This window comes from Acidimicrobiales bacterium, assembly GCA_035540975.1.
GTDB lineage: Bacteria > Actinomycetota > Acidimicrobiia > Acidimicrobiales.
Genome location: DATLFN010000032.1, coordinates 15,867 through 31,718, shown reverse-complemented (window position 1 = coordinate 31,718; position 15,852 = coordinate 15,867). Strand labels below are relative to the sequence as shown.

Annotated in this window: 15 protein-coding genes; 7 read left to right on the top strand and 8 right to left on the bottom strand. The window is 74.8% G+C overall.

From position 1 onward, the window contains the following. Nucleotides 1-349 precede the first annotated feature (349 nt). Entirely contained in the window at nt 350-1,057 is a 708-nt protein-coding gene (locus VM242_04200; GenBank protein ID HVM04354.1) for a dual specificity protein phosphatase family protein, read from the top strand. A 3-nt stretch (nt 1,058-1,060) separates the two neighbouring features. Here VM242_04200 and VM242_04195 read toward each other — a convergent pair whose 3' ends face one another. The 3 genes from VM242_04195 to VM242_04185 all read right to left on the bottom strand — a co-directional run bounded on the left by VM242_04195 (nt 1,061) and on the right by VM242_04185 (nt 5,376). Continuing rightward, complete coding sequence (locus VM242_04195; GenBank protein HVM04353.1) at nt 1,061-1,960, bottom strand: hypothetical protein; 900 nt, start codon at nt 1,958-1,960, stop codon at nt 1,061-1,063. Then, on the bottom strand, nt 1,957-4,056 hold the full coding sequence (locus tag VM242_04190; GenBank protein HVM04352.1) for a PEP/pyruvate-binding domain-containing protein: 2,100 nt from the start codon (nt 4,054-4,056) through the stop codon (nt 1,957-1,959). The genes VM242_04195 and VM242_04190 overlap by 4 nt, the downstream gene beginning before the upstream one ends. 297 nt (nt 4,057-4,353) lie before the next feature. Then, complete coding sequence (locus VM242_04185; protein ID HVM04351.1) at nt 4,354-5,376, bottom strand: NAD(P)-dependent oxidoreductase; 1,023 nt, start codon at nt 5,374-5,376, stop codon at nt 4,354-4,356. A 20-nt stretch (nt 5,377-5,396) separates the two neighbouring features. Here VM242_04185 and VM242_04180 point away from each other — a divergent pair, with 20 nt between their 5' ends. From VM242_04180 to VM242_04170, 3 genes are read left to right on the top strand one after another with little or no spacing between them, the layout of a single operon-like run. Next, complete coding sequence (locus tag VM242_04180) at nt 5,397-5,654, top strand: hypothetical protein (protein HVM04350.1); 258 nt, start codon at nt 5,397-5,399, stop codon at nt 5,652-5,654. Further along, nucleotides 5,600-6,148, top strand: a complete 549-nt coding sequence (locus VM242_04175) for a hypothetical protein (GenBank protein HVM04349.1) — start codon at nt 5,600-5,602, stop codon at nt 6,146-6,148. The genes VM242_04180 and VM242_04175 overlap by 55 nt, the downstream gene beginning before the upstream one ends. A gap of 6 nt (nt 6,149-6,154) precedes the next feature. Then, nucleotides 6,155-7,348 (top strand): DUF4272 domain-containing protein, encoded by a 1,194-nt coding sequence (locus VM242_04170; protein ID HVM04348.1) that lies wholly within the window; start codon nt 6,155-6,157, stop codon nt 7,346-7,348. 203 nt (nt 7,349-7,551) lie between these two features. On the opposite strand, the gene VM242_04165 is transcribed toward VM242_04170, so the two are convergent. From VM242_04165 to VM242_04150, 4 genes are all read right to left on the bottom strand, one after another. Next, nucleotides 7,552-8,295, bottom strand: coding sequence for a DUF6390 family protein (locus VM242_04165; GenBank protein ID HVM04347.1), 744 nt, complete (start codon nt 8,293-8,295; stop codon nt 7,552-7,554). A gap of 9 nt (nt 8,296-8,304) precedes the next feature. Then, nucleotides 8,305-9,087: a hypothetical protein gene (locus VM242_04160; GenBank protein ID HVM04346.1), complete on the bottom strand. Its 783-nt coding sequence runs from the start codon at nt 9,085-9,087 to the stop codon at nt 8,305-8,307. Between the two features lie 13 nt (nt 9,088-9,100). Further along, entirely contained in the window at nt 9,101-10,309 is a 1,209-nt protein-coding gene (locus VM242_04155) for a VWA-like domain-containing protein (GenBank protein HVM04345.1), read from the bottom strand. A 73-nt stretch (nt 10,310-10,382) separates the two neighbouring features. Continuing rightward, entirely contained in the window at nt 10,383-11,471 is a 1,089-nt protein-coding gene (locus tag VM242_04150; protein ID HVM04344.1) for a MoxR family ATPase, read from the bottom strand. 59 nt (nt 11,472-11,530) lie between these two features. Between VM242_04150 and VM242_04145 the strand changes: the two genes are divergently transcribed. Continuing rightward, a complete protein-coding gene (locus VM242_04145; protein ID HVM04343.1) occupies nt 11,531-12,145 on the top strand; it encodes a zinc ribbon domain-containing protein in 615 nt (204 codons plus the stop codon). 42 nt (nt 12,146-12,187) lie between these two features. On the opposite strand, the gene VM242_04140 is transcribed toward VM242_04145, so the two are convergent. Beyond that, on the bottom strand, nt 12,188-14,455 hold the full coding sequence (locus VM242_04140) for a transglycosylase domain-containing protein (protein HVM04342.1): 2,268 nt from the start codon (nt 14,453-14,455) through the stop codon (nt 12,188-12,190). A 163-nt stretch (nt 14,456-14,618) separates the two neighbouring features. On the opposite strand from VM242_04140, the gene VM242_04135 reads away from it, so the two are divergent. Together VM242_04135 and VM242_04130 are read left to right on the top strand one after the other, a co-directional pair. Next, nucleotides 14,619-14,855, top strand: a complete 237-nt coding sequence (locus VM242_04135) for a hypothetical protein (protein HVM04341.1) — start codon at nt 14,619-14,621, stop codon at nt 14,853-14,855. Nucleotides 14,856-14,905: 50 nt separating this feature from the next. Continuing rightward, a complete protein-coding gene (locus VM242_04130) occupies nt 14,906-15,847 on the top strand; it encodes a sigma-70 family RNA polymerase sigma factor (GenBank protein HVM04340.1) in 942 nt (313 codons plus the stop codon). The last annotated feature ends 5 nt before the right edge of the window (nt 15,848-15,852 follow it).

Here is a 15,852-nt window from a genome sequence, read left to right as displayed (position 1 = left end):
CCCCACCACCGCCGTCGAGCCCGTGTGCCGCGAGGTCGTCGCCGAGCCGAGCGCCCGGCCCTGCCAACCACCCCGCTGGGGCCACACCGAGCACGGGAACCCGGCGGCCGGCAAGTCCTGACCGCCGCCGCCCGGCGTGCTGGGCGCCGCCCGGTGAGAGCGCCGCGCCCGATTGGATTCGTTCGAGGCGGGCGGGGTACAACCTGCGCCAGATCGCTCGGGTGGCGGCGGTCGGTGGGCACCCGCGGAGGCTTGGAGAGAGCGGCATGGCCGTGCACTGGCACCGGAACTCCGGGAACCGCCCGAACTTCTCCTCAACCGGCGCGCGACGGCCGCCGAAGCCTCCGCAATGACCGCCGTCGTGATGCCCGGTGCGGTGCCCGTCGCGGCGCCCGCCCCCGCCCGGCGCCGGGCGCGGGTCACCGTGCTCCGCCTCCTCGCCCTGGGCGTGGGGATGCTCCTGCTCCCCAACCTCGCCATCCTCGGGCTGCACCTGCTGGCCCAGCGCAACGCGGCGGGGGCGTCGCTCGCCATGCCGATCAAGAACTTCGCCCAGGTGGACGACCGGGTGTGGCGGGGCGCCGTCCCCACGGCGGCCGGGTACGAGGCGCTGGCCGCCAACGGCGTCACCACCGTGGTCGACCTGCGAGCCGAGGAGGGCATCCGGGTCGACGAGGCCCAGCTCGGCCGCCTCGGCATCACCCGGCTGCACGTGCCGCTGCGCGACGGCCAGTCGCCCACCGAGAGCCAGGTCGAGCGCTTCCTCGCCGCCGTCGAGGGCAGCGAGGGGCGTACGTTCGTGCACTGCGGCGCCGGCGTCGGCCGCACCGGCACCATGGCCGCCGCCTACCTCGTCAAGACGGGCCAGGCGACGCCGCGTGAGGCGCTGCTGCGCAACCTGACGGTCGGCCCGCCGTCGCTCGAGCAGCTCGCCTTCGCCTCCGGCCTGGACACCATCGCGGGCGTCGACCGGCCGGCCCCGCTGATGGTCGCCATCAGCCGGACGCTGGACGCCCCCCGGCGCATCTGGGTCAACCTGCGGGGCAGTTACAACTAGGCGTCACGACGCCCGGGCCGCTTCCGCTGCCCCCACCGCCGACACCGAGCGCACGATGGCCCGGATGCGGTCCGTGGTGGCGTCGTTGATGCACCCCCGCAGCCGGCGCTCGGCGTACTTGCCGACCTCGGGCTGGACGAGGAACTGCACCTCGCCGGCCCCCACGGCGTTCATCCCGACCAGCTGGAAGCCGCCGCCCAGCTGCGTGGTGCAGGCGCCCCACAGGGCGCTCGCCGCCACCAGCGGCGACCGGGCCGAGCCGGGGTCGACGGCGAGGACGACCGAGGTCGTGCCCGCCACCCTGGGGTCGGGACGGGTCTGGGTGGCGTCGGCCATGGCGTCGATGCCCACGGTGGCGGCGCCGGCGGCGGCGACCGCGACCAGGACGTGGACGGCGGCCGACAGGCGACGGGGCGAGGCGACCGGGGCGGGCACGCCGGCCAGGGTGCCGACGGGCATGCCGAGCGGCGCCAGGCGCAGCGCCAGCCCCCGCTCCAGGCCCGGGGTGGCGGTGGCCCGGGCCACCCGCTCGACCACCCAGGCCACCCCCGACAGCACGACGCCGGCGCCCAGCAGGATCGGCACGAACACCGACATCTCGCTGCCGGGCCGCGACAGCCAGTCGAAGCTGGTGCGCGGCTCAGGCGCCGCATCGCGGAGGTGGGCCAGGGTGGCTGCGTCCGGGTGGGCCTCGGGCGTCGCTGCCGCGCCGGCCTCCACCGCCGTCTGGATCGAGCGGAGGCGGTCGAGGATGGCCGCCGACGCGAGCGCCAGCTCCGCCGCCACGAACAGCACGCCCGCCACCAGCGCCCGGTGCCACTCCCAGCGGACCAGGTACACGAACAGGTAGATGCCGGTGGCGGCCAGGGCGCCGAGCAGGATGGCGTAGCGGAGCTTCCTCACGACGCCTCCCCGGTGCCGACGTCGACCGCGTCGGCCGTCTCCACCGCCGTCACCTCGCCCGCCGTGCCGTCGACCACCACGACCGTCCCGGGCGGGAAGCGGTCGAGGGCGCCGGCGACACCGACCACCGTGGGGACGCCGAGCTCGCGGGCCAGGATGGCGAGGTGGGAGAGCACGCTGCCCGTCTCCGCCACCAGCCCGCCGAGGCCCGCCAGCAGCGGGGCCAGCCCGGGATCGAGGGTGCGGGCGACGAGCACGTCACCGTGGGACGGGCGCCCGCCGCCGACGTGGACGACACGGCCCATGGCCCGGCCGCCTCCGGCGCCCTGCCCGCCACCGCTCCCGCCCGGGTCGACGGGGACCACGGCGTCGCCGGCCAGCCGGAAGGCGGCCGGCAGCGGCGGGGCGAGGGGCCGCTGCCGCCGGGTCTCCAGGTCCTCGGGGACGGCGGCGGACGTCACGGCCCGGTCCAGCTCGTCGAGGGTCATCCAGCGGACCGCATCGGCGTCGGGGAGCAGGTCGCGGCGGGCCAGGCGCCGGCCCAGCTCGGCGGCCACCACGGCGGTGAGCTCCTGCACCCAGCGGACCCGCAGGCGCAGCGCCTCCCGCCACACCACCAGCGGGTCGGCGGTGGCGTCACCGCCCGCCGGGGGCAGCACGAGCACGTCGGGGAGCGCCGGCGTGGCGCCGATGGCGGGCGCCACCAGCGAGAGCACGACGGGGTGGCGGGCCACGATCTCGGCGTCGCTCAGGCCGTGCGCCCGGGCGGCGGCCACCACGTGCAGGGCGGTCCCCGCCGAGGTGGCCGACCCGGCGCCGTCGCCCGCCGTGGGGACGGGGCTCAACATGCCGGTCAGGATCTCGTGGGCGTTGAGCGAGACGAGGGCCTGGTGCGACCCCCGCAGGGCGGCCAGCAGGCGCTCGTCGGAGAGGGTGGACGGGCGCCCCACCGACGCCAGCTCCTCGTCGGCGCGCTTGACGAGGTCGTTGGCCAGGGCGGGCAGGGCGGAGCGCAGCCGGCCCGTGCGCCAGGCGGCGCGGAGGCGGCGGGCCGAGGGCCGGGGGTCGAGCTTGGCGAAGAGCGAGCGCCGGCCCGGCGCGATGCCGAGCAGCTGGAGGTCGGCGGCGGCCCGGCCGTCCACGGCGGTCACGACGGGCGACGACTCCACCTGCCGGCGGGACGCGGCACCGGTGAGGAGGACCGCCTCGGCGAGCGCCCGCCGCAGGGGGCGCAGCCACAGGTCGGCCTCGAGGGGCAACAGGGCGTCCGGGAAGGTCTCGGCCACCGGGCCGGGCCCGAGCACCGGGGCGCGGCGGTCGGCGGTGGCACCGACGGCGGTGACCGGGCGGCTCTGGAGGAGCAGCAGGCCGGCCTCGGCGTCCACCGCCCACTCGATGTCCTGGGGGGAGCCGAAGCTGCGGGCCCCCCGCGCCGCCAGCCCGACGAGTGCCCGCCGGTAGCGCAGCGGGAGGCGAGGAGCGCCCGGGGCACCGTCGAAGGCCACGATCCGGCCACGGGGGGTGAGGGTGGCGCGGCTGCCGTCGACCGTGCCGCCGACCAGCTGGTCGGGGCCGCCGTCGACGGCGGCCAGCGCCAGGCGGTCGGTGCGACCGCTCACCGGGTCCACGCCGAACAGCACGCCGCCCCAGCGCGGGTACACCTGGGGCTGCACCAGCACCGCCATGGGCGGCGCCCCGCCGTCGTCGGCCGCGCCACCGGCGCCGGCCGACGCGATCACCTCGTCGACGGCGGCCAGGAACGCGTCGTGGTCGCCGACGCCCAGCACCGAGGTGAACTGCCCGGCCATCGACGACGTGGCTCCGTCCTCCCCCGGCGACGACGACCGCACGATCAGCGTGCGCCGGCCACCGTCGGAGAGCTCGTCCCACGCCGCGTCGAGGGAGGCCCGCACGATGGGCGGCGCGGCGACGGCACCGCCGGCGGCGACGAGTGCCGCGCACCCGGCGGTGGTGACGACGAACCCGGGCAGCACGGGGAAGCCGCGGGAGGCAGCCGACGCCAGGACAGCCGCCTTGCGCCCTGCGACGTCGGGATCGGCGGCGCGGCGTTCGTCCAGCCGGACGACGAGCGGCACCGGGCCCGGGTCGGGCTCGGGCGCACGGGCAGGCGCCTCGCGGAACCCGTGGCGACGGCGAGGGTCTCGCGACAGGGCCTGCATCGCCCTACCCCCGCCCCTGCTCCACGGTCGCCTCGCTGCGCACCGCGCGCTCCCTTCGGATAACACCGGTTACCTATCGGAAGGTAGAACCGATGTCGGCCGACTACAACGCGTTCCTCGCCGGAATTAGTCCCAATTGCGGCGGCTCTGGTCCCGATTGCGCCCGTGCTGCCCGCGGACGGGTCGGCGGACCGATATCGGGCCGGGTCGCGCCTAGAGGATCCAGCGGTGCTCGGCGTACCAGGCCGCCAACTCGGAGACGGCGGCCCGCAGGTCCGTCTGGCGCAGCCGGAACCCGGTGCTCTCCAGGGCGGTGAGATCGAGGCGGTTGTTCCGGTTGGCCTTGCGCATGAACCGGAACCGCTCCGGCGTGAACAGGATGTCGTCGGTCATGCCCTTGTCCAGCATGGCGTCACGGGCCTTCGCCCGCTCCTCGGTGGTGGGCCCGCAGTCGGGGTCGTCGCTCGTGGCGAACCCCAGGCCGAACTCGTCGGCCAGCAGGGCGGCCACCTCCACCGAGCTCGGGTAGGTGGGCATGGCGACGTTGAACGCCCGGCCCCGCGCCGGCTCGTGCGTCGCCAGGTGGATGCTCGCGGCGACCAGGTCGTCGAGGTGCAGCAGGCGTTGCTCCACCGGCTCTTCGTGGACGAGCACGGTGTCGACCATGGCGAACCGCTCGATGGCGATGTCCAGCATGGCGCTGGCCAGCAGCTTGGTGGCGCCCGGGCCGTGCACCGACACGGGCCGGAGGACGACGACCGGCACACCCTGGTCGGCCGCCCGCCACACGACCTGCTCCGCCATCCACTTGGCCTTGCCGTACCCGCGGCTGGGACGGGGCTCGACGGTCTCGGGTACGGGCGACGGCAGCTGCTCCTCCTCGCCGTACACCGACGTGGAGCTCATGTGCAGGAACACCTCGGGCCCGGCCGCCATGGCGGCCGCCATCAGGCGCTCGGTGGCGAGGGCGTTGTCCCGCTCCATCTCCTCCTGCGTGGACCGGGAGCTGGACGCCCCGGCCAGGTGGAACACGTGGCTCACGCCCGAGACGAGGGGAGCGAGGTCGCAGGCCTCGTCGGCCAGGTCGGCCCGGACGTAGTCGACGGCGTCGGGGAGGTGGTCGGGCCGGGGCGAGCGCCCGCAGCTGCGGACCTCCCACCCCTGGTCGACGAGGGCGGGGACGAGTGCGGAGGCGATGAAACCGCGTCCGCCGGTAACCAGGGCTGTGGGGGCCATCGCGGGCGTAGCATAGGGGTGTGAAGGTGTCCGAAATGTGCGACGTGTGTGGCCGGGAGGTCCCCGCGGGGACCGGGAGGCGCGAGGAGGTGGGGGTGTCCGGCGCCATGTGCCCGGCGCCCATGGCGTTCCACGACGACTGCTGGGAGCGGGCCTCGCAGATGTGGCAGCCCGACCCCGAGTCCTACTGCGAGGTGGACCCGCTTTTCCCGGAGACGGCGCAGTGGGTGGCGCAGCAGCAGCAGGAAGACCTCGAGCAGCGGGAACGCCGGAGCTGACCACGCTCGAGCAGCGCTCCCCCACCGATCCCGCCACCGGCTGGCGATACTGGCAGGTCCGGCGGGACACCGGGCTGCTCCACTCCGTCACCCACCGCTCGGTGGCGTGGCGGCCCGGGCGGGCCCAGCGCGCCGTCTGCCTGATCGGCGGCCACGAGGCGCCGGCGACCGGCTGCGCCTGCGGCATCCACGCCGCGCCCGACCTCGGGACGCTGCGGGAAGAGAGCCTGTGCCTCCGGCCCATTGACCCGCTGGTGGTCGGCGAGGTCGCCCTGTGGGGCGCCGTGGTCGCCGACGCGCACGGCCTGCGCGCCCAGTACGCGGCGCCCCGGCGCCTGGCGCTGGTCGTCGGTCCGCCGGGCCCGGAGCACGGCGAGGCGGAGTCGCTGGAGCAGCTGCGGGCCTACGGCGTCCCGGTCGACACCATGGCGCCGGCCGACGCACTGGGCGACGTCGCCGCCGCCATCCTCGGCCATCAGGCGATGTCGGGGTAGGGCGGCGTGGGGGGCGAGACCACCAAGGACGCCGCCCTGCGGGTCCTGGGGCGCCGGGGCGATCCGGAGGGCATCGCCCTGGTCGTGGCGCGGGAGGTGCCGGGGAGCGAGGTGGAGCGCCACCGGGGCACGTGGCGGGTGTGCGCCTCGTCCAAGAAGAGCCTGTTCCGGGGCACCAGGCGGCCCGAGCTGGTGGTCGAGGTCGACGGCGCCTGCTTCGACGGCGGCAAAGGCCCGCGCCAGCGCGATGAGGTCAGGCAGGAGATCGCCGCCTCCATGCGCGGCCCCGGGCTCGAGCGGGTGCTCGGGATGATCCCCGAGGTGCGGATCGCCGTCTCCTTCCTGGCCGACGTGGAGGGCCGCATACCGGTCACCCACCCCATGTACGCCGTGGCCCTGGACGTCGCCACCCGCACCGACGGGTTCGTGCTCGACCTCCACAACGGCCGGGTCCTGTCGGCCGCCGGCGAGGTGTGGGGCTCGCGTGAGCTGGCCGGTGAGGGCGCCGGTCCCGCCGACCCCTCGATCGCCCGCATCGGCTCGCGGCTGGTCGTGCTCTTCGCCGTGGCCGCCCGGTGCCTCACCGAGTACGACGGCCGGGACATCGACGAGGCGCGGGACGGGATCGTGGCGTGGGTCCACGGCTCGGGCGCCACCGTCGAGCCCGAGGACTTCGAGGTGTCGATCCTCCAGCGCCCCGCCCGTGGCCTCGACGAGGAGGCGCTGGCGTTCGGCTCGTGGCAGATCGAGGGGGCGGCGGCGCTGGCGTGGGCGCTCGGCCTCCTCCCCTCCATGCCGCCCCACGACCACCCCGTCGACCCCGCCGTCGTCAGCGGGGCGCTCGGCTTCCCCGACGTGGCGGCGACGGCGGCCGCCCTCCGGGCGAGCACCCGGCGTCACCCGGCGGTCGTCGACGCCGAGGCGGCCCGCCAGTACGCCATCTACTGGCGGCTCCGGGAGTTCGTGGCCAAGGGTGAGGCGCTGGACCTGGAGTCGTTCGCCCGCAGCGGCCAGCAGGGCCCGCTGCGCTTCGACCGCGTCCCGCTGCTCGGCGGCGACCTGGCCGTGGGCGAGAAGGCGATCGCCGACGCCGACCCCGACGTCGTCGAGGTGTCCCTCGGCATCGTGGGCGAGCGCCTCCGCGCCCTCAACTGGCTGGGCCGGGGCGGCCTCTACTCGGCCGTGGAGCTCACGCCGTAGGTCTTCGACCTCATTCGCTCGCTCGCCGCGTTCGCAGCGGCAAGGTCCGTGGCCGCACTCGCCGCCGCAGGCGGCCTCTACGGCTGCGGACAACGAGAAGGACAGGGCGGAGGGGGGCGAGCTCCGCTCGCCCGCCGGAGCACGATCCAACTCGACCGAATGGAGTGAGCGAAGCGAACGAATGAGGTCGAAACTGGCCCCGGTCAGGTCGTCTGGTTGGACAGGGCCAGGTGGTGCGCCGACCAGCGCCGTAGGTGCGCCAGCCGGGCGGCGTCGAGCACCTCGCACGCCCAGCCCCAGTGGATCGACACCCAGTCGCCGACCGACACGTCGTCGGTGAAGCCCTGGCCGGAGAGCGACCGCAGCACCCGCTCGGGGGCCTCGGGTCCGAGCGCCAGCCGGCCGTCCCGCTCCACCAGGGGCTGGCGGTCGACGACCAGGGCGGCGGGCTCGACGGCGCGCACCCGGCCCCAGCTGATCCGGCAGCTCTCCATCGCCGCCATGCTGATCTCCCTGGCCTCCAACCGCCGGTAGACGTCCAGCACATGGAACAGGTGGTACGGGCGGGCGCCCTCGGGCGGCTTGCGCAGCACCTCCTCCCGCAGGCGGCCGGTGAGCTGGCGCCCGAACCGCTCCTCCAGGGTGCGGCTGAGAGCGCTCGCCTCCACCGTGTCGAGCAGGTCGTTGCCCAGCCAGTAGGCGTCCACCACGCGGCGGTCGAACGGGTCGGCGATGCCGTTGGCCGATGCGATCGTCCTCAGGTAGGGGACGGCGCCGGTGAACTTGGCGAGGAGCGGCGCCAGGCGGGCGTCGGCCCGCCCGGTGGCGGCGTGCTCGAAGAGCAGGTCGGCCTCGTTGCCGCCGCAGTAGCCCAGGTGGTTGGGCATGAAGCCGTAGCGGATGAACGCCAGCAGCCCTGACGAGGCGGCGACGGCCTGCGTCTCCATGCGCCGAGCCTACGGCCCGCCGTCCCACTCCAGGGACCAGCCGCCTCCGTCCGGCGTGGGCCGGGCAACGGCGGGAGCGCCCACGGGCGCCGCCCACCCGGCGGGCTGTCGCTCCCACCGCACGGCGCGCACGGCCACCGCTCCGGGGTCGCCGGCGATCTCCTTCCGGGTCACCTCCAGCACGAAGGCGCCGTCCACGTGCTCGAGGCCGCGTGCCGCCACGCGGGTCAGCCAGCGGGCACCCAGGATGGCCGTCACCCGGGCGCCGATCGAGTCCATCTGGCCGTGCAGGCCCTCGCTCTGGCCGGCCCGCAGCACCTTGAGCTCGATCCCCGACAGGCGGCGGCAGCCGAACTCGGGCATCCAGCGGCGCAGGTGCGCCTCGACGGCGGGGACGGCGCGCTGCTCCAGCAGCTCGCGGAGGAGCCGGCCGTGGTCGCTGAAGTAGCGGGAGTGCCGCCACGCCCGGTCCCAGGTGAGGAGCAGGCCGAGCTCGTGGACCCGCTGGAGGTCGCCGGGCACGAGGAGGCCGCCGGGCCCGAGCCGGGACTGCATCTGCTGGAGCAGCTGGCCGGACATGGCCCACGAGTGGAGGTTGCGCCACAGCTGGAGCGCCTGGAGGCAGGCCGGCTTCTCGCCGCCGAAGGCCAGCATGGTGCGCTCGGCGGCCAGGTCGTGGTCCTCGATCTTGAGCTTGCCCCGCACCCAGCTGATGCGGTGCACCTCGCCGCCGCAGGGGACGGTGGCCGTGGCCGGCGGCACGTGGTGGCACCAGCGGTCGCGGACGGCCACGGCCGGCTCGCCGTCAGGCGGCGTCGATGTGGACGACGCGCGCCCACTCCGGCGGCTCCCAACCCCGGTTCCCCCGGGGACGCCCACCCTCGATCAGGCCGACGACGACCGACATGCCCTTGGGCGCCTCGGGCGGCCACGGGGTCAGCCCGTCGGTGAGCACCACCACGACGGACGGCCGGGGGCGCAGCCTGGCCGCCGCCTCCACGCCGGCTCGCATGTCGGTCCCGCCGCCGCCCACCAGCTCCAGGCGCCGCCCGCTCGACACCCGCTGGACGTTGTGCACGGCGGCGTCCACGGCCAGCACCCGGAGCCGGTTGCGGGCCAGGCCCACGCCCCGCAGCAGGCTGTCCACCTCGGCCAGGAGGCGGGCCAGCTGCCCCTCCCCCATGCTCCCCGACGTGTCGCACAGGACCACGACCTCGGGGACGGGGCGCTGCATGGACGGCAGGACGACGTTCGGGCTCGCCTGCCCCCGCCGCGACGGCCTGGTGTACGTGTAGTCGACCAGGCCGGCCATGCCGCCGATCCCCTTGCGGATCTCCGCCGCCAGCACCCGCCGCCAGTCCACCTGGGGGTCGAGCATGTCCTCGGCCCACCGGCGCCAGCTCTTCGACATCCGGCCCACGCCCTCCTCGCAGAACTTGAGGACGTCGGCCGCCACCTGGGCCCGGGTCAGGTGCCGCTCGCCCGGCGGCAGCCCGCTCTGTTTGTCGGCCAGCAGCTCCCACGAGCGGGTCCGGGCGTCGGCGCCGCTGCCGCAGTCGGGCTCGACGTCGGTGTCGACGTGGTCGCAGTGGAAGTACTCCTCGGCCATCCGGCTGGGCGCCCACCCGAGCGCCTGGGGCAGCACGGGGTCGTCCAGCCGCAGCCCGGTGTTGACCAGGTCGTCGTTGATCTCGGCGTCGGCGGCCAGCGCCCAGTCCTTGGTGACGTGCGAGCTCACCCCCAGGCTGCGGGCCCGCCCGGCGTGGTCGCGCACCAGGTGGCCGGCGTGGTGGACGAGCAGGCTGCCCAGCTTCTCGACACTCCACCGGTCCACCACCTCGGGGTCGACGTAGAGCCGCCACGACTCGTCCACCGACACCTTCCCCAGCCCCGGCATGGGCACGACCGGCGAGGCGAAGATCGCCGCCGCCAGGTACGGGTGCCGCGACACCGCCCACAGCCGCGCCACCGCCAGCTTGCGCTCGTCGAGAACGGGCGGCGGACCGTCGCTCACGGGCACCACCGTTCTCTGGACGTGAGCAGCCGGTGTGCGGCGCATTCCGTCCACGGAACGGTCAAAGGAACGGTCAAAGGAGGCCCGCCTCCTTGAGCAGGGGGGCGAACAGCTTCACCTCGGGCGGGGCCACGGCGCCTTCCGGGCGGCACTGGGCGAGGACTCGGGCGGCCACGGCGGCGACGTCGGGCACCCGCTCGCCGGCCCGGCCGAGGACCCGCCATCCGGCCAGCCAGCGCTCGGCGGTCGGCCGGGCGGCGACGGCGGCGGCGACGGCGGAGAGGACGGCGTAGGCCCGGTCGCCCCGCTCGGGCAGCTCGAAGCGGTCGGGGTCGGCCAGGACGTCCTCGGGGTCGGGGAGGTCCATGTCCATCTCCCACATGAGCAGCTCGACGCCCGGTCCCTCGCCGACGCAGCCGGTGATGAGCGCTGTCTCCGCCTCGGTGCTGGCCCCCGCCGCCTCCGCCGCCGCCCACAGCCGGGCCGCCATGTCCCACGTGCGGGGACTGGGCCACCCGCGGCCGGCACCGGCGGCGTCGCCCGGCACCTGGCACGTGAGGCCCGGGCGCACGGTGACGAAGGCGGAGACCAGCCCCCGCGTGCGCGTGATGCCCTCCTCCCACCCGGGCGGGAGGGCCGGCACGACCGGGGCGGCCCAGCCGCCGGCCAGGCCCTGGGCGAAGGCGGCGGGCTCCACGTCCCACTCGAGGTGGCAGAACCGGTTGGCGAGGGGCGCCGACAGGTCCCAGCCGTCGGCCGACTGCTCCGGCGGGTTGGCGGCGGCCACGACCACCACGTCGGGCGGCAGCTCGATGTCCCCCACCACCCGCTCGAGGACGACCCGCAACAGGGCGGCCTGCACGGCCGGCGGTGCGGTGGAGATCTCGTCGAGGAACAGCAGGCCGCGGCCGGCGGCGGCCAGGCGCTCGGCCCACCGGGGCGGGGCGAAGTGCACCACGCCGTCCACCACCACCGGCAGCCCGGAGAAGTCGGACGGCTCCCGGATGGCGGCGATCACCGTCTCGCACGGCCACCCCATGGCGTCCGCCATGGCCCGGATGGCCGACGACTTGCCGGTTCCCGGGGCGCCCCAGATGAGCACGGGGACCTGGGCCGCCACCGCCACGCCGAGCGCCTCCACCGCCGTGCTCTGACCGGTCACGAGGCAACCCTAGGTGTCCGCCCCGGCGTCGGGGGCCGCAGCATGACAAGAATGGCGGGATGACCGACGCACCCCGTCCGGCCTCCGACCCGTCCCCCCGCCAGGGAGGTGGCGGGCACTGCTCGAACTGTGGCGCCCCCCTCCTGGCCGAGGCGCGGTTCTGCACCCAGTGCGGCACGCCCCGCGCCGCAAGCGGCGCCGCGGCGGGCGCGGCAGGCGCGGCGGCGGGGACCGCCGCCGGTGCGGCGGCCGCCGCACCTCCCCCACCCGACGCCACGCGCGTCATGCCGTCGGCCCGGGTGCAGGAGCATCGGATCGTCGAGGAGCGCGAGGAGCCGCCGCCCGTCTACCGCGGGCCGGGCCCGCCGTCCACCAACTGGGTCCTCATCGCCCTCCTCGTCCTCGGGCTGCTGCTCCTACTCCTCGGCGTCGTCCTCCTGCTGCAGGACGACGCCGACGACGAGGGCACGACCGACGACACGACGACGACCACGCTGTCCACCACCACGACCTTGCCGCCGACCACGCTGGCGACGCTGCCCCCCACCACCGTGACGTTGCCGACGACGACGGCGACCACGACGGCGCCGACGACCACCACCACCACGACGGCACCGACCACCACGACGACCACGGTCACCCTCACCGTCCCTACCACCGCCCCGCCCCCGTAGCGGCGGTTGCCCGCACGGGCGCGCCGGATCAGCGGGCGGCGCTCAGCACCTGGGCTGGAGCAGGCCGCCGCACGGTCGGCGAGGGGCGGTGGTCGTGGTGCCGGCGAACGGGTCGGTCGTCGACGTGGTGGTCCCGCCGCCGAACGGGTCGGTGGTGACCGTGGGGTCCACCGTGGTCGACGGGGCGTCGGGGTCGAAGACGGTGGTGGACGGGGCATTCGGGTCGAAGACGGTGGTGGTCGACTCGTCGGAGAAGACCGAATAGGGGGGGGCGGTGAGGACCGTCGTGGAGGTGGAGTGGAGGGGCAGGGGCACGCTGAAGTCGCTGGGCGGCACGTCGGCCAGGGCCTCCGACATGAACAGCTTCCACGTCTCCGCCGGGATCGACCCGCCCGTCACCCGCTCGACGCCCTTCACGTTGAGCAGCGGCGTCGGCCGCTCCTTGTTGCCGATCCACACCGAGGTGGACAGGGTCGGCGTGTACCCCGTGAACCAGGCGTCCCGCCACTCCTGGGCGGTGCCCGTCTTGCCCGCCGCCGGGCGGCCGATGTCGGCCCTCGTGCCCGTCCCGTCGGTGATGACGCCCTTGAGCACGTCGGTGACGTTGTCGGCGATGATCTGGGCCAGCACCCGCCGGGGCTTGACCCGGCGGTTGTCCTCCACGAACTCCCCGTCGGGGTCCTTCACCCACAGGACGGGCGTGGGGTCGGCCCGCATCCCGCCGTTGGCGAACACGCCGAACGCCGAGGCCATGTCCAGCGGCGAGACCTCCTGGGCGCCCAGGGCGTAGCTCGGCCCGTGCACCTCGGGGTTGGCGACCCACGCCGACGTGATCCCCAGCTTCTTCGCCATCTCGGCCACCTCGGGGACTCCGACGTCGACGATCACCTGGGCGTAGACGGTGTTGTAGGAGTTGTGCGTGCCCCTACGGAGGGTTACCCGCCCGCCGCCGCCACCCTCGTAGTTCTCGATGACGCAGCCCCGCTCGCCCGTGCAGCCCGGGATCCGGTACTGCGACGGCGCCGAGTACACCCGGTCGTCGGGGATGCCCTTGGCGAAGGCGGCGGCCAGGACGAACGGCTTCCACGACGAGCCCGGCTGGCGGCCCGAGCCGCCGCCCTCCACGCGCACGGCGTCGGGGTCCCAGCACGTGGCCGGGACGTCCACGCGGTTCTTGACCTCGGGGGCGGGGAAGGCGCACTTGCCGAGGGCGAGGTTCACCTGCCCACCGGGGGCGGCGAAGTTGCGGCCACCGACCAGCGCCTTCACGTAGCCCGTCTGCGGCTCGACGGAGACCAGCGCCATCTCGATGGCCGGATCGACCCCCTTGAGCCCCTCGGCCGTCGCCCGCTCGGCGGCGTCCTGGAGCCTGGGGTCGAGCGTGGTGCGGATCTCCAGGCCGCCGCGGTACACGGCGTCCCGGCCCAGCTTGTCCTCCAGGTACCGTCGGACGTAGTCGACGAAGTACGGGTACTTGGTGAACTGCGGGCGGGCGGGGAAGACGTTCGTGGCCGGCCGGTTGGTGATCGGCCCGGTGGTGGCGAGCCACACCCGCTCCTGCGACGCCCTGGCGTGGTCCTCGGGGGAGACGAACCCGAGCTCGAGCATGCGGTCCAGCACGAACTGGCGCTTCGACTCGGCCGCGCCCTGGTTGCCGCGGGGCTCGAGGCGGCTGGGCGCCGGGATCAGCCCGGCGAGGAGCGCCGACTCCGACAGGGTCAGCTCGTTCACCGGCTTGCGGAAGTACGTCTCCGAGGCGGCGCCGACGCCGTACGCCCCCTCGCCCAGGTAGATCGACGAGAGGTACCTGAAGAGGATCTCCTCCTTGTCCTCCGAGCGGGTGAGCTGTCGGGCCAGGATCCCCTCGCGGATCTTCCGGGAGATGGTGCGCTCGCCGCCCGTGTACGCCGACTTCACGTACTGCTGGGTGATCGTCGAGCCGCCCTGGACGATCTCCTGGCCCTTGATGTCGGCCAGCAGGGCGCGCATGGTGGCCGCGAAGTCGATGCCGCCGTGCTTGTAGAAGTTCTTGTCCTCGGCGGCCACGACCGCCTTCTTCAACACGTCGGGGATGTCCTCGGGCTTGACCGGGCGCACCTGCTCGAACTCGGTGAACTGGCCGATCTCCTGGCCGGCGGCGTCGAACACGCGGCTGATCTGGCTGCCCCCCGGCGGCCGCGCCGTGGGGAGCTCGTCGGGTACGGGGACGGTCAGGAGCGCCAGGAAGACCAGTCCGGCGACCACGACGGGAGCCAGGGCGGCGAGGATCAGCGTGACCAGGGTGGTCCGGACGAGGAACGGGCTCTCCACTCGCCGGACAGTCTTGCACGGAGGCGCCTGGCGCCTGTCGCGGCGGGGGTGCTCCCCGCTAGGCTGCGGCCCACTCGGGACGGGGCCCGGTCCGGGTGAGGTGGCCAGCGCTGGGTGCTCCGGGCCCGGTGCTCCGCCGTCCACCCACCGAGGAAGCCCCGGATTGCTGATCTTCCTGCTCGTCGTGTGCGTGGTCTTCGGCGTGATCATCTACGCCATCTTCAGCGGCATCCTCTCGGAGGACTCCGAGGGCTTCGGGTTCCACCGCCCGCCGCGGCTGCGCGAGCTCTCCCCGGGGTGCCTGCTGTCGATCATCGCCGTCGCCGGGCTGTGGTTCCTGGCCTGGACCATCGTGCTGCTCCTCGCCATCAAGCTCCTGCGGACGCCCCTGGGTGACTAGATGCGAACCCCCGTTGTGTCCCGGGGCGTTCCGTCATGGATAATCGTGTGGTGGCGAGGGCTCGGGGGCAGTCCAGCGGCGACGACGACCTCGTCGGCCTGTACCTCCACGACATCAGCGCGCACCCGCTCCTCACGCGCGAAGACGAGGTGCGCCTGGGGGAGCTGGTGGCAGAGGGCAAGGCGGCCGCCGTCGAGCTGGCGACCGTCGACCCCAAGGACAAGAAGCGCGTCGCCGAGCTGAAGCGCCGGGTGCGGGAGGGCGACGACGCCACGACCCAGTTCGTCCAGTCGAACCTCCGCCTGGTCGTCTCGCTGGCCCGCCGCTACCGCTCGTCGGGCCTGCCCATGCTGGACCTGATCCAGGAGGGGAACCTCGGCCTCCTGCGGGCGGTGGAGAAGTTCGACTCCCGGCGGGGGTTCAAGTTCTCCACCTACGCCAGCTGGTGGATCCGCCAGGCCATGACCCGCAGCATCGCCAACAGCGGGCGCACCATCCGCCTGCCCGTCCACACCGGTGACCAGGTGATGCGGATGCGCCGCGCCACCAGCGAGTTCGAACGGGTCCACGGCCGCCAGCCGTCGTCGGCCGAGCTGGCCGGTGAGGTCGACCTGCCTCTTCGCCAGGTGGAGGACCTGATCCCCCACCTGAGCACGCCGCGCTCGTTCTCCGAGACCCTGGGCAGCGACGGCGACATGGAGCTGGGCGACACCGTGGAGGACGCCAACGCCGTCGCTCCCGACGACCAGGTCATGGCCAGCCTGCTGCCCGAGGCGGTCGAGACGATGCTGGCCGGCCTGGGCGAGCGCGAGCGCGAGGTCCTCTTCCTGCGCTACGGGCTCGACCGGGGCAGCCCCCGCACCCTGGAGGAGCTGGCCCAGCGCTTCAACGTGACGCGGGAGCGCATCCGCCAGATCGAGTCGAAGGCGCTGGCCAAGCTGCGGCGGTCGTCCACCGAGGGCGAGCGCAACCTCCTCAGCCTCCAGAGCTGAGCGGA